Source organism: Ferruginibacter sp. (assembly GCF_028288465.1).
Classification (GTDB): domain Bacteria; phylum Bacteroidota; class Bacteroidia; order Chitinophagales; family Chitinophagaceae; genus Ferruginibacter.
In genome coordinates, this window is the sequence record NZ_JAQBNR010000039.1 from 104,262 (window position 1) to 119,641 (window position 15,380).

Below are 15,380 nucleotides of genomic sequence, written 5' to 3' on the forward strand. Positions count from 1 at the left end.
TTTTTGTTTTAATGCTACCTGGCTAAAGGTGGCGGAATGAATGCTTATCGGCTATCCTTGATTAAGTTTTAAACGATTACAACAAGCATCCATATTATTTTGACAGCTTTTTAATGATTGCATCTTCCGGTGGCGTTTTGATTTTTACTATGCTATCTAACTGCTCATTGGGAATGGTGGTAGATAAAATGTACTGCTGTACTTTCCAATCTTTGCCCTGTTTTATGAGCACGCCGGAGCCACGACAGATTTTCATTTGTGTATTTAACAATTCATCAAACCAGGCAAGGCTGCCGGTTTTATCAAAATAAATATGACGCTCCAGTGCAGTAAAATTCCAGGCGTGACCTTTATCAAAAATAGGTTTGGCCCAGGCCATAAAAGATTTTTTATCCCAGCGCTCTGTAGCATCGGTACCGGTAAATATGGCGTCACCGGTATAGTAATTAAAGTATTTATTGTAGTCAGCTTTTGCTGCGGCAACATTAAACGAGTCGAGCATAGCCGCAACCTGCATTTCATCGCTTGCTGTGTTTGGTTTATTGTTACTACAGGCTGCAAAAAGTAAAGTAATAAAAGCAATGGTAATTACAGGCTTGCGTAAAGCTGGTTTCATGTGTTGGTTTTTATATTAAATGACAATGAAGTGATGATGCGTATTTTGCACCGGCTTTATAAAGGGTAGAGAAAGTTAATTATATTTTTTGAGTTCTGACTCGTCTTGTTCTGGCCCGGGTGGTATTGCAGCCTCCCAAATGTTCAAACTTTACACTGTTCTGTAAACTGACTGACGCAAAAAAAGACTGCGACAGAAGCGTTTTTTCATCATGCGCTAAACTGGTAATTTAATCGTGAATACAGTGCCTTCGTTTTCTTTGGTTTGTACTTTTATCTCACCACTATGCGCTTTTATTATGTCATAACTTAAACTCAGCCCTAATCCTGTACCTTGTCCGGTGGGTTTTGTTGTAAAAAATGGCTGAAAGATTTTGTCTACTATTTTTTGCGAGATACCGTTGCCGTTGTCTTTCACAGCAACCTCTACATAATCATTTTTCTTTTTTGTGCTTATCAAAACAGTCGGCTCATAGTTTTCAATTCCTGATTTTTTTTTCTCATCTACTGCGTAAAAAGCATTGGTGATTAAATTTAAGATTACCCTGCCGATGTCCTGCGGAATGATGTTGATGTTGCCGATTGTATCATTAAAATCCGTTTTCAATATTGCATTGAAAGACTTGTCTTTTGCACGAAGGCCGTGGTAGGAGAGGCGCATGTATTCATCCGCCAGCTTATTGATATCTGTAGGTTCTTTTATTGCGTTGCTTGTGCGGCTGTGTTGCAGCATACCTTTCACAATGCCATCCGCACGCCTGCCATGATGATTTATTTTTTCTTCATTCTGTTCAATGTCATTGGCAATGTTTTTTACTTCTTCATAATTACCACGGTTAATGGCTTCTTTCATTTCGCTGATCAGCTCCCTATTTACTTCAGAAAAATTGTTTACAAAGTTTAACGGGTTTTGAATTTCATGCGCAATGCCTGCGGTGAGTTCGCCAAGCGAAGCCATCTTTTCAGATTGTATCAGCTGCTTTTGCGTATTCCTTAATTCGCCGAGCGTGGTTTCTATTTCCTGCTTTTGCGATTGCAGGATGGTATTGGCTTTTTGTTTTTGTTTGTTATTTCTGAATAAAACAAAGGCCACGAGCAGAAATACAGCCATTGCCGTAATTAACCCATACATTTTTATTTTTGTCTGGTATTGCGCCTGTGCTTCTTTACGCTGCTGTTCCAGTTGCTGGCGGCGGGACGATTCATTGAAAGAGAGGGTTTGAAATTGTCTTACTTTCCCCGAATTGTACAGGCTGTCTTTTAATATTACAGACAGATGGAGGTATTTATAAGCACTGTCCAGCTGCCCGTTTGCGTTGTATAGATCGGCAATGAGCGGGCTTATTTCTGCAATAAAATAATTAGAATTTTCACCCCATGACTGAACAGTTATTTTTTGCGTTTGATAAAACGTCAACGCTTTCCTGGCGTACAGCAACGCCGAATCCAGGCGGCCTGCTTTTTGAAATAATTTTGCCATCCCTACATTGGCGGGCGCTACCCAATAATCAACATTATACGGAATAGCCGATCTGTAAAAGTCCAGTGCTGTTTTATCTTCTCCTTTTGCAGCATAAATATCTCCAAGTAACCTGTTGGCTGAGGCCTGGTATGCCTCTGGGAAAGCCAACCCTTTTATCATTTTCATTTGATTTGCATAGGGTAAAGCAGCATCCGGTAGCTGCAGGTTATAAAAGGCAGTAACAATGCTAAAATTTGTATTCCATCTGCTGGATGGAAACCTTGGGTCAGCAGGGTTTAATTTGCTTAGAATTGAATCTGCTGATTTAGCATAACTCAATACATGCTGATAATCTTTCATCGCAAGATAATCATTGGTAATACTCTGGGTGGTGCCTACAAGTAAAAATTTATCAGTTTCCTTTTCTGCCAGTTTTAAATTTTCCAGTCTTAACTCCAATGCTTTTGGATAATTTCCAAAAGAGTGCATGAGTGAAGCAACTACCTCCTGAAGTGTGATCAACTGGATTGTATAGTCTGAACGGTACGATAACTTATTGTTTGAAGAAGCCATTACTTTTTGCTGTAACTGAAGTGCTTCCTGGGCATACATCAAGGCAGAATCAGCATTGAAATATTCGTTATAAAATCCATAAGCGTATGCAATCGAGGCTAATATTTTTATCCGGCCGGTATCTTCCTTTTCTTTGGCAAGTGCATACCATTTATCAACAAACATCTGATCACGCCATCTTAGTACGCTATCTGTTAACCTAGTATTTTGATTAATAGTGACCGTACGATCCGGCACCTCGTCGCCATTATCTTGTTTCTCTACAGTCAACCAGCTGCCCCTGTGAAATTTATATTTGATGATACCAGCTTTTAAATTCAATGTGATTGATTTTTCGCTGGCTGCCAGGGGCAATAACAGGAATTCTTTATTGTCAGTTGAATCCCAGTTGCTGAAAGTACCTGTGATATAAATACTGTCGTGATGAATGGCTGTTTTTTCCTTTAAAATAAAACGCACCTGGTATTGCGCCTGTATTGAAATTGAACAAAGTATAAGCAGCAGCAAGCCGGGTATTTTTTTCATATTCAGTTAATTGCTGGTAAAAGATAATAAAGATTACTGAAGCAGGAAAACAAATGCCCAAACAAGCTACAAACGGTGGAACCAAAAATGCAGGATTGCAGGCCTCTGCAGATGGTAATTAATTTTAAATGAAGTTGGTAAAATAATAAATCAGTGAAGCTGTTTCCAATCAATTTTTAGTCATCTTTACATTCAATGTAAAAATAACTGTTGCCTTGCTTGCCTTACATAATTTACCATACGACCGGATATCATAACCGTTGATGCCATTGCTTTTCAAGTAATCAAAAACAGTTATTTTCATAATCAATCAAATTTTCAAATATCAGCTTATTAAAATCCAGCACGAAAAATGAAAAATAAAATAGTTTCTTTTTTTCTATTACTCTTCTCCACAGCATTATTATCAGCACAAAGTATTAAAACAAATAAGCTGCTTTTTGGTGTTGCTTATTACGATGAATATATGCCGTACGAAAGGCTTGACAACGATATCCAGATGATGAAAGCGGCGGGAATAAATGTTGTGCGGATAGCAGAATCTACCTGGAGCACCGTGGAGCCACAGGATGGTGTGTACGATTTCTCCCACATCGATCGTGTGCTGAACGCCATGTACAAGGCGGGTATCAGTGTATTTATTGGTACGCCCACTTATGCCATTCCTACCTGGCTGGTAAAAAAATATCCTGCGGTATTGGCAATAACCCCATCGGGGCAAAACCAATACGGAGCCCGGCAAAACATGGATATCACCAATACAAATTTTCGTTTTTATGCAGAGCGCATCATCAGGAAAATTATGGAGCATGTAAAAGATCATCCGGCTATCATTGGCTACCAGATAGACAATGAAACCAAGGCTTATAACACAGCCGGGCCAAATGTGCAGCAGCTTTTTGTTTTATACATGAAGGAAAAATACAAATCACTGGATAGTTTAAACAAAGCTTTTGGATTGGATTACTGGAGCAACCGGATCAATAACTGGGATGATTTTCCATCTGCCACCGGCACCATCAACGCAAGCCTGGGTGCTGAATTCGCTAAGTTTCAACGTAAGTTGGTAACAGATTATCTTGGCTGGCAGGCAGCTATTGTAAAGGAATACAAACATCCGGGCCAGTTTATCACACAAAATTTCGATCTTGAATGGCGGGGTTATTCTTACGGTGTTCAGCCGGATGTAGATCATTTTGCTGCAGCCAAAGCAACGGATATTGCAGGCATAGATATCTACCATCCAACACAGGATGCTCTTACCGGAACCGAAATATCTTTTGGCGGCGATATGGCCCGTTCAATGAAGGCGGGGAAAAATTATTTTGTAATTGAAACAGAAGCGCAGGGTTTTCCGCAATGGGTACCTTATCCAGGTCAGTTAAGATTGCAAGCTTTTAGCCACCTGGCATCCGGCGCAAACATGGTAGAGTACTGGCACTGGCATTCCATTCACAATGCAGCCGAAACTTACTGGAAGGGATTGTTAAGTCACGATTTTGAACCCAACCCAACCTATGATGAAGCAAAAACCATCGGCAACAGTTTTGAGAAACTGAGTCCGCACCTGGTAAACCTGAAAAAGACAAATAAGGTCGCCATTCTCTTCAGCAATGAAGCCCTTACCGCATTTAAGTGGTTTGGCTTTGGATGGGGATCAAGGGAAGGTTACAATGATATCCTGCGCCCATTATATGATGCGTTGTACCGCATGAATATCGGGGTGGATTTTGTTGATCCTTCCAGCAAAAATATAGACGATTACAAACTGCTTATTGTACCGGCATTGTATGCGGCACCCGATAGTTTATTGCAGCATTTAAACCGCTTTGTGAAAAACGGTGGTCACATTGTGTATACATTTAAAAGCGGCTTTTCCGATCAGAATGTAAAGGTGCGCACAACACTTCAACCAGGTATTATCAATGAAGCTTGTGGTATCAGTTACAGCCAGTTTACCATCCCCCAAAATGTTAGTTTAAAAGGCGATCCGTTTAATGTTGGAAAAGAAAATAATAAAGTAAGCACCTGGATGGAATTGATTACACCCACATCGGCAAAAGTGCTGGCTTATTATGATCACCCGGTATGGGGCAAATATGCAGCCATTACTGAAAATAGCTATGGTAAAGGGTTAGCCACTTACATAGGCTGCATGACAAGTACAGCGGTTACCAATAAAATAATGGAAGATGCGGCAAAAAAAGCCGGCTTGTGGGGAACAGATCAGCAATTGTCCTTTCCGGTAATAACAAAATCCGGGATGAATGAAAGGGGCAAACTGATTCATTATTACTTTAATTATTCCGCCACTGCAATCAGTCTTAAATATCCTTATCCGGATGGTAAAGAATTGATTGGTGATAAAGCAATAGTAAAAGACAGCCAGCAGCAACTGGAACCCTGGGGCGCATTGATTATTGAGGAGAAATAAGTGTAAAAATAATGGGTTTAAACCGGGGGTGATCTTTTTGCACAGCGCTTTAACCAAATTATCAAAACAATAAAAGATCCCTTAACACCAATAGGGCGAAGCAAACTTGTCAACCCGTTGTTATGAATAGTACAAATTCTTTCATCATACAATACCATACGTCATGCGATTTAATAAACCTTTCTTTACTACCATTCTTTTCTTGTTAACCGGTTATGTTTTAACTGCACAATTAACAACAGTTTCAACCGCCAACGGTATTGTTGGGGGATATACCCACAACGATATCAGTATTTTCAAAGGCATTCCTTTTGCCGCTCCGCCAACAGGAGCCTTGCGTTGGAAAGCCCCGCAACCCGCTGCAGACTGGCAGGGAGTGAAGCAATGCACAGCTTTTTCAGCAAGCCCCATGCAACCAACACCAGCACCGTTTTTGTGCTGGTCAGAAGAATTTATTGCACCCCCGGCGCCACTAAGTGAAGATTGTTTGTACCTGAATGTATGGTCGGGTGCAAAAACAGCCAGTGAAAAACGACCTGTATTTGTATGGATATATGGTGGAGGATTCAATTCAGGATCGGCGGCCTGCGCCATTTATGACGGGGAAGAGATGGCGAAAAGAGGAATTGTTTTTGTAAGCATCAATTACCGTGTAGGCCCATTCGGTTTTATGGCGCATCCTGAATTAACAAAAGAAGAAAACAATGCATCCGGTAATTATGGCTTGCTTGACCAGGTGGCCGCCTTGCAGTGGGTGAAAAAAAATATTGCTGCTTTTGGTGGTAATCCAAACCAGGTAACTTTAGGCGGGCAGTCAGCCGGTTCGATGAGTGTAAATGCTTTGCTGGCTTCGCCATTGGCGAAGGGTCTGTTCCAGGGGGCTATATTGGAGAGTGGTGGTCTGCTGGCAGGTCTTGCACCGGCTTCGCTGCAATCGGCAGAAAAAATTGGGCTGGAGTTACAGAAAAAAGCAGGTGCTTTAACTATTAGCGAATTTAGAAATAAATCCGCAGAAGAAATACTGAAAGCCTCCCAGGACTTAGGCGGCATGCGTATGGGACTAACACTGGACGGATACGCATTGCCGGTTGATTTTATGCAGACATTTAAAGAGGGTAAACATAATAATGTTCCTGTAATGATGGGGTGGGTGACAGGTGATGGTGGCCTGTTTGGCAAACCGGATATTACGGCTGAAAAATTTATTCAGCAGGCCAAAGAAAATTATGGGGCCAATGCCGCCGACTACTTAAAAGTGTTCCCTGCAGGCAGTGATAGTGAAGCACAGGCGAGCCAGGCAAAACTTGCTATATTGAATTTTGCATCGCTGCCAGCCTACCTGATGGCAGCATATAATAAAAAGCCAACCTTTATTTATGAAGGCGGTTATGTTCCAACAGACAAGCCGGGTTTTCCCAATTACGGAGCCTTTCACACATCCGAAGTTCCTTTTGCTTTGCATACACTGCATTTATGGAACCGGCCATGGAAGCAGTCTGATTTTGATGTGCAGGAACTGATGTCAACTTACTGGCTGCAGTTTATTAAAACCGGCAACCCGAACGGAAACGGATTGCCGCAATGGAATGCTTATGATAAAGCAAAAGGCACCATACTCGAAATAAATACCACCGCAACAGCTAAACCTGGGTTGTATAAAAATGAATTTGAACTATTGGATAAACTAAAAGCCGGCAAATAGGCGATTGCCCAAACGCAAAGAATTCAATAATTTAACTGCAGATTTTGTATACTGCCTAATCAATGTCGTCTACTTAGCGAATGAAGGTGGTCGACCTTTTTATAGTTATCGGTTATTTAATAAGGTCGGCCACCTTTTCCCCAGGGCTAAATTTACTTAAGTAAACGACATTGACTGCCTAATCATTAAAAATGGCTTCTGCTTTTTTAATTGTCTTCTCCAGGTCAATGCCTTTTTTCAATACATCTTTAAAAGGATCGCCCTCTGTTTTCAATCTGTCTATTGTATTAAAAATAGTGAAGTGTTGCATGGTTAGGCCTTTCTTAACTTCTTCCCAATGCAAGGGCATGGAAACAGTTGCACCCTTTTTTGGCCTTAGCGAGTAGGGGCCGGCAATGGTTGCTCCCGGGCGGTTCTGTAAAAAATCGAGGTACATTTTTCCTTTGCGTTTGGCGATCATGCGTTCTACACTGGTAAATTTGGGCAGCATATTGTGGACGATATTAACAACAATTCTTGCAAACATTTGCGACTGATCATAACTGTATTTTGCACCCAGCGGAATATAAATATGCATACCTGTAGAGCCGGATGTTTTGCAGTAGGAGGGAACATCTATCGCATCCAGCACTTTCTTCGTTTCCAGCGCCACTTCAATTACCTGGTCAAAAGTATTTTTATCCGGGTCAAGATCTATTACGCAATAGTCCGGGTTATCCGGCGACTGAACGCGGCTGAACCAGGGATTCATTTCAATACATCCCAGCGATGCCATCCATAACAATACGGCTTCATCCGAACCCACGAGGTATTCTTTGTCTTCTCCTTCACTGGTGGTATAAGGAAAAGTTTTTGTGATCCAGTCCGGTGCTTTGCCTTTAATATCTTTCTGGTAAAAACTTGGGCCGCTGATGCCATTGGGAAAGCGGTTGAGCGACATCGGCCTGTCTTTGAGATAAGGCAAAATGTAATCAGCAACCTGGTAGTAATAATTCAGCATATCCCGTTTGGTGATCTTCTCATCCGGCCAATAAATTTTACTGAGGTTGGTAAATTTAATCTCATGTCCACAAACTTTACGTACCTGTGTTTCTTCTGTTGGATTCAGCAATGTTTTACGGTCGCCTTGTATAGGAGGCTTAATCAGGTTGGTTGTTGCATCTGTTTTTTCAGCTGCTGTTTTTTTTGATGACGTCTTTTTTATTGCCGGTGCAGACTTGTCATTTACAACAGCTTCTGCATGTACTGCTTTTTCTCTCACTACATCGTTGGCTTTTTTATCTATCCGCATTCCCTGGAAGGAGGGATGACGAAATACACCATCGCTAGTAACTTCTGAAAAAGCCACTTCGCATACCAGCTGCGGTTTAAGCCAGGTGGCTTTTGCAGTTGGGGGATTGGGCCTGAACCGGGATGGCTTGTTGATATCCGGCTGCATTTTAAAAGGGCTTTTAGTTGTGATCAACGGTTTAAATTTTGCCATCATTTCTTTCTGCAACTGATTGGAAAAACCAGTGCCCACTTTACCGACGTACTGCAGTTCGCCCCCTTCGTATACACCCAATAAAAGTGAGCTGAATTGTTTGGCAGTGTCTTCGTTTTTTGTGTACCCGGCAATCACTACTTCCTGTCGCTGGTGTGTTTTTATTTTCAGCCATTCCTTTGAACGTAAGCCAGGCGAATAGGAACTGGAAGCCTTTTTAGCAATGATACCTTCCAGCCCCATTTTTTCTGCGGCTTTAAAAAATTCGATACCACCGGCATCAAATACTTCACTCCGCCGTATGGTGTCATCGCCTTCAGGGAGTATTTCTTTTAACACCGCCTGGCGTTCCACCAGCGGCAGATCCATCAGGTTTTTCCCGTCATACCAAAGCAAATCGAAAATATAATATACCAGCCGGCCATCTGCTTCACTGCGCCAGTTTTGCAGATCGCCGAAGTTTGAAATACCCTTGTCATTCAGCACCAGTATTTCACCATCTGTTACTGCATTGATTTTCCATTTTTGCAATGCCTGGTGAATGGCATAAAATTTTTCATCAAAAGATTTATTGTTGCGGGAAAGCAATTCTACCTTGCCCTTGTTTACAAATGCGAGCGCCCGGTATCCGTCCCATTTAATTTCAAACAACCAGTCGGGGTCGTCAAACGGGTCATCAACCAATGTAGCAAGCATGGGCGTTATACCCGCCGGCATGGCTGATTTGGGTGATTTTTTTAAAATGGCAGCTACGTCTGTTTCGTCAGGCTTTTCAACCTGCTGTTTATTCAGACTTGCCCGTTTTGCGGGGGCTTTTTTTTTACTTCCCGGTGCCGGCTTTTCGATGGTTTTCTCGCCGCCATCCTTCCAAATTTTTTCGCTTGTCTTTTCCATATTGGCAATGGTCTTGCCGCTCACAACAGATTTATCCATTTTTGTAATGTCTTTTGCGGATGCAAAATCATCTTTGTGTTTAATCAACAGCCAGGCGTTTTCGCCCATGCCATGCGTTTTAACCAAAGCAAATTCACCCTGCAGCTTTTGCCCATGCAATTTTATTTTTACCGATCCGGCTTTAAGTTGTTGCAGCAGATGTTTTTCCTGTGCTTTTTTTCCGGTGATGGGTTCAAGCGGTTCGTAAGTTCCTTCATCCCAAACAATCACTGTGCCACCACCGTACTCACCTTTTGGTATCAGGCCTTCAAAATTTTTATAATCAAAGGGATGATCTTCTACCATCATCGCCAGCCGTTTCTCCTTAGGGTCAGTAGATGGCCCTTTGGGCACCGCCCAGCTTTTTAGCACGCCTTCCATTTCCAGGCGAAAGTCGTAGTGCAGGCGGGTGGCGTCATGTTTTTGAATTACAAATGCGAGCTTGTTTTTATCCCTGCTTTTACCTGCCTTGGGCTCTTTCGTTTTTGTAAAATCCCGCTTCGCTTCATATTTTGTAAGACTCATGGTAAATGATTTTATTGCCGGTAATAAATGAATTGATGCAACGGTAATTGTTGCCTTTATTTTATTGTGTATTCAAGCATACAACAATTGTTACGCCATTTTTAGAATGCTTTCTGCCTGCAATTTTTGCCTGATGAAGCGCAATAATTGAGGCAAATCTTCTACTACATTAGTCATCGTCGTCAGGAAAGAAAAGAAAAAATGAATTAACTTGTAATGACGGTTGTCATTACATTGTCTGAGTATGATACAAACTGAAACATTGATTATAGGCGCAAGTATGGCAGGTCTTGCGTCGGCAGCCTGCCTGCAAAAGCAGGGTATAAAATATATTGTTATTGAAAAAGAAAAGGAATCAGTTGCTCCCTGGCGCAACCATTATCACCGTTTGCATTTGCATACCAATAAAAGAATTTCAGCATTGCCTTTTAAAAAATATGGCCCTGGTATTCCCCGCTATCCATCCCGTGCAGAGTTAATCCATTATGCAGACGCTTATCAAAAAGAGTTTAACATCGAACCCATTTTTAATACCGAAGCGACATCGGTTAAAAGGGTGGGAGATAACTGGGTTACGCAAACAGCTACTGAAATTTTTCAATCAAAATACCTTGTGATGGCGACGGGTGCCTTTGGCCATCCCAAGCCTTTAAATTTTAAAGGGATGGAAACTTTTACCGGTACAGTTGTGCATAGTTATGCGTACAAAACAGGAAGCGGTTATAAAGGAAAAAAAGTATTGGTAGTGGGCTTTGGTAATTCAGCCTGCGAAATAGCCATTGATTTGTATGAACAGGGTGCCATGCCATCCCTGGCTGTTCGCTCGCCGGTGAACGTGATACCACGTGATATAATGGGCATCCCTGTACTGGAAATAAGCTTACTGCTAAGTCATCTTCCGCCGCGTATTGCCGATGCTGTCAGTGCACCGCTATTGCGTTTGGTGTTGGGCGACATCACCAAGCTGGGGCTAAAAAAAATGTCGTATGGACCATTTGAACAAATTGCCAGGGACGCTAAAATACCTTTGCTGGATATTGGTACCATCGGCCATATCCGCAAGGGCCATATCCAGGTTTATAGCGGCATTGATTATATTGATGGCAACACGGTCTGTTTTTCAGATGGCCAACGGAAGGTGTTCGATGCTATTATTGCTGCTATTGGCTATAGCATGCAAAGCAGTGCGATGGCTAATTTTGAACCTGGCCGGATTGCGGATGCAAGATTGCCTTTGGATAAGCAAAAGTACTTCGGTAAAGATGGTTTATATTTCTGCGGATACAGGATTGCGGCCACCGGGCAGATACGTACAATAAGCCGGGATGCGCAAAAAATTGCTGCCGGCATTGCCGTAAAAGTTGCAGCCGGCACTATTAATTCGCACCACAATTGAGTTGCAATGAAAAAGTACATCAGCAAAAGCGGTAAACAATCAGGCGTAACAGGATATGATATTGGAACCGATCATATCATCATTCAGTTTAATCACCACCCGGTATATAAGTATTCCTATGTAAGTTGCGGCAAGCAGACTACCGATATCCTTAAACAACTGGCGCAGGCCTCAAAAGGTCTTGGCACATACATTTCACAGCATCATCCGCCATATGAGTGGAAACGGGAATAATTTTATGTTGAAAGAAACCGGCAGGTCATTCACCGGCAGCTACACAAAAAGCATTTTATCCGGCAGGATAGTTAAAATTACATTGTGTGCAAATTTTTTGCGAGGCAACGGTTTTTAAAAACAATACGTATTACCGGGGAAGCCTTTTTCATTATCAGGAAAACCACTGGCGGAAACCGCTTAATTCAATCCCAACCCTCTGGTCAAAACATGCATCTCAGCCTGTGAAACGCAGCAGCACTTTTTTAAGAAAATTGAGTTCAGGCATATTTTATTCAACATTCAAAAATGACATCTTACTACAGGAAGTACTTGTGCCTTTTTTGCGCAGACTACCAGTAAAATAGGGATTTTCGGCAATAAAAACTAAGAATTTCGCAGTTGAATTTGCTTTATCTTTAAGAACATAAAACTAACAAGTGCCGCATTTTAAAACCTGGTATAAAAGCCAACGATGGTTTTGGAATTTTCTTTCGCCACTATACATAATAGCAATATGCATGTGTACAGGCACCACTGTTTGCGCCCAAAGCTGCCCGGTAAATATTGATTTTGAAACAGGCACATTTGCCAACTGGACCTGCTGGCTCGGGCGCACCTCGGCTGTTGGCGACCAAAATGTAATTTCACTCAGCAGGGTATCAGGGCCTGTTTCTGAGCATCATACCATGTATAGTGGCAACAACAGCCAGCTTGATCCCTTTGGCGGTTTTCCGGTGTTGTGTCCTAATGGGAGCGGTCATTCCATCAGGCTTGGAAGCACGGAGGCTGGCGGCCAGGCCGAAGGCGTATCGTATGATTTTACAGTTCCGGAAAATAGCAATTCTTATTCGGTCACATTTCACTACGCGGTTGTATTTCAATCGCCCAATCACCGCATCAATGAACAACCCCGCATGGAAGTAGAGGTTACCAATGTTTCGGAGAACAGTGTTATTAATTGCGGCTCTTTTTCGTTTATTGCGGTGGGGTCTTCGTTGCCCGGCTTTGAGGTATCGAACGTTGTGGATACCATTACAGTCCTTTATAAAAAATGGTCCACTGTAACCGTGGATTTGTCCGGCAACGCCGGTAAGCAGATCCGCTTGTTTTTTAAAACGGCAGACTGCACATTTCGCAGGCATTTTGGATATGCATATATCGATGTAGATTCAGACTGTGGTGGCAGTTTTGTAGGAGCTGCTTTTTGTAAAGGCGATTCAGTGGTGCACGTAACAGGGCCGGCGGGGTACGCCGGCTATACCTGGTATGACAGCGCATTGACAAGGGTGTTAGGTAAAGGCCCCACGCTGGTATTAAAGCCACCGCCTCCATCCGGCACCAGCATTTCACTCAAGCTGGATCCTTATGACGGCTATGGATGCCCGAAGGTATTGCTGGCCCTGTTGAAAGATACGCTTCAGCTGAGCGCTGATGCGGGAAATGACGCCTTGTATTGTCATACAGCGGGGATAACCATCGGCAGCCCGCCCCGGCAGGAGTTGATATACAGCTGGAGCCCGGCTGCAGGCCTGAGCAACCCTGAAATATCCAACCCGATAGCGGCGCCCGGGGTAACTACTACCTACACGCTGACTGCCAGCAGCGTGGGTGGCGGGTGTAAAACTTCCGATGCGGTGGTTATTAAATCGTCAGCTGTTGATACCACGCTGAGATTGGCCGGCAAGGCTGCATTTTGTTTTGGATATGGAGACAGCGCTGTTTTAAAAATAACTTCCACGCAACATATAGAATGGTATAGGGATAATGTCGCCATTGATGCCACGGGTATCACAGCGTATCATGTGGCAGAAAGCGGCACCTACTACGCTGTGTTGCAAAACAGTGACGGCTGTACGCTGTCAACTTCCAAGCAAACCATTTTGATAGAACAACCCGTACCGCCCATTACATACCCTGTAAAATATGCCATTATCAATTTAACATTGCCGCTGGAAGCAAGACATATCGGCAACCAGGTACTTTGGAAACCAGCGATCTGGCTGGATAATCCTGCAAGCTATACACCCAATTTTACCAGTGCCACCGAACAATTGTATGCCATCGAAATGCATACAGCGGCAGGTTGTGTTACGGTAGATTCCCAGCTTGTTAAAACGGTGAAGAACGTCGAGATCTATGTCCCTTCCGGCTTTACACCCAATGGTGATGGCAACAACGATATTTTACGGCCGGTATTGCGGGGCGTAAAAGGCATTACTTATTTCAGAATCTTCAACCGGGCAGGTAACCTGTTGTTTGAAACGAATGTGGAGCGACTTGGATGGAATGGTATTTTTAAAGGGGTACCGCAGGATCCGCAAACACTGGTCTGGATGCTGGAATGTACCGGTGTGGACGGACATATTTTTCAAAGAAAAGGAACTACCGTGTTGCTCAGATAAATAATTAAAATCACCGGGTTATTTCACACAAAGTGCACAAAAAATGCAATAGCTACAGTGTTGCACATTGGCAAGTGAGGCCTTCCGCTTATTTCACACAAAGAGGAAAAAGAAAGTAACGGTCACCCGGAAATTGTCCGTTGTGGCCACTTCTGTTTCCCTGATTTTAGTTGCTTAAAAAACGAGTTGTATTTCGTTGTATACGATGTATTCTTTGGTTTGTTGCGTGCAACCAGGTGGCTGAGTTGTGTGAAATCATTCCCTTTGTCTTTGGCTGAAAACAGTATATTTGAAATTACTCCGGAACTGTATAAAAATTAATTTGGAGTAACGCTTAATACAATCGAAACCGCAGCATTATGTCCAATCCTTATATATCACTGATGAAAACTGCCTGGCGTTACGCCCGGGAGGAAAAGAAAAGGTATGTCGGCATTTATACGTTGTTTATTTTGGCAAGTGTTGTATCAGCCATGAACCCTTTGCTCTATGGCTGGTTTATCAACGCAGTACAAAAACAAGGTATCGACAAATTACAATACGCCTGGTGGTATGCCGGCATATTTATGTTACTTAAACTGGCCGAATGGGCTTTTCACGGACCAGCAAGAATTATGGAACGCCAGCTGGCGTTTAACTTAAGCCGCAATTTTTTACAGCAATTGTATCATCAAACATTGCACCTGCCGGTGAGATGGCACCAGGATCACCATAGCGGCGCTACCATCAATCGTATCCGTAAAGCCTATGAGGCGTTGAAAGATTTTTTTCAGAACGGTTTTATGTACCTGTACACACTCACTAAATTTTTGTCTTCCTTTATCGCCATGATTTATTTCTCACCATTGTTTGGTGCCGTTGGCGTACTCATTGGGGCACTGACAGTCTATTTAATCTTTAGGTTTGATAAACCATTTATGCAGGCAGTTGATGACAAGAATGAGAAGGAGCACATCGTTTCCAGCACCTTATTCGATAGCCTTTCAAATATTATCACGGTTATTACTTTAAGGCTTGAAAAAAGAATGGAAGGCAGTGTACTCCAAAAAGTAAAAGATGTTTTTCCCTCGTTTAACCGCAGCGTAAAAATCAATGACTGGAAATGGTTTGTGGC

10 protein-coding genes are annotated in these 15,380 nt (G+C 42.6%); 6 read left to right on the top strand and 4 right to left on the bottom strand.

The window, feature by feature from the left end; translation table 11 throughout:
• Window positions 1-94: 94 nt before the first annotated feature.
• The 3 genes from JWR61_RS15950 to JWR61_RS15960 form a co-directional block, all read right to left on the bottom strand.
• A complete protein-coding gene (locus JWR61_RS15950; RefSeq protein WP_301928743.1) occupies window positions 95-616 on the bottom strand; it encodes a nuclear transport factor 2 family protein in 522 nt (173 codons plus the stop codon).
• Between the two features lie 216 nt (window positions 617-832).
• Window positions 833-3,175, bottom strand: a complete 2,343-nt coding sequence (locus tag JWR61_RS15955; RefSeq protein WP_301928744.1) for an ATP-binding protein — start codon at window positions 3,173-3,175, stop codon at window positions 833-835.
• 169 nt (window positions 3,176-3,344) lie between these two features.
• Window positions 3,345-3,479, bottom strand: a complete 135-nt coding sequence (locus JWR61_RS15960) for a hypothetical protein (protein WP_301928745.1) — start codon at window positions 3,477-3,479, stop codon at window positions 3,345-3,347.
• 48 nt (window positions 3,480-3,527) lie between these two features.
• Here JWR61_RS15960 and JWR61_RS15965 point away from each other — a divergent pair, with 48 nt between their 5' ends.
• Window positions 3,528-5,609 (top strand): beta-galactosidase, encoded by a 2,082-nt coding sequence (locus JWR61_RS15965; RefSeq protein ID WP_301928746.1) that lies wholly within the window; start codon window positions 3,528-3,530, stop codon window positions 5,607-5,609.
• Window positions 5,610-5,772: 163 nt separating this feature from the next.
• Complete coding sequence (locus tag JWR61_RS15970; RefSeq protein WP_301928747.1) at window positions 5,773-7,311, top strand: carboxylesterase/lipase family protein; 1,539 nt, start codon at window positions 5,773-5,775, stop codon at window positions 7,309-7,311.
• Between the two features lie 178 nt (window positions 7,312-7,489).
• Here JWR61_RS15970 and ligD read toward each other — a convergent pair whose 3' ends face one another.
• Entirely contained in the window at window positions 7,490-10,252 is a 2,763-nt protein-coding gene (gene ligD, locus JWR61_RS15975) for a DNA ligase D (RefSeq protein ID WP_301928748.1), read from the bottom strand.
• A gap of 244 nt (window positions 10,253-10,496) precedes the next feature.
• On the opposite strand from ligD, the gene JWR61_RS15980 reads away from it, so the two are divergent.
• From JWR61_RS15980 to JWR61_RS15995, 4 genes are all read left to right on the top strand, one after another.
• Window positions 10,497-11,648 carry an NAD(P)/FAD-dependent oxidoreductase gene (locus tag JWR61_RS15980; RefSeq protein ID WP_301928749.1) on the top strand — a complete coding sequence of 384 codons (1,152 nt, stop codon included), beginning with the start codon at window positions 10,497-10,499 and terminating at the stop codon, window positions 11,646-11,648.
• Between the two features lie 6 nt (window positions 11,649-11,654).
• Complete coding sequence (locus JWR61_RS15985; protein ID WP_301928750.1) at window positions 11,655-11,882, top strand: hypothetical protein; 228 nt, start codon at window positions 11,655-11,657, stop codon at window positions 11,880-11,882.
• Window positions 11,883-12,382: 500 nt separating this feature from the next.
• Entirely contained in the window at window positions 12,383-14,266 is a 1,884-nt protein-coding gene (locus JWR61_RS15990; RefSeq protein WP_290338608.1) for a gliding motility-associated C-terminal domain-containing protein, read from the top strand.
• A gap of 359 nt (window positions 14,267-14,625) precedes the next feature.
• Window positions 14,626-15,380, top strand: a 755-nt coding sequence (locus JWR61_RS15995) for an ABC transporter transmembrane domain-containing protein (RefSeq protein WP_301928751.1), incomplete at its 3' end; no start/stop codon positions are given.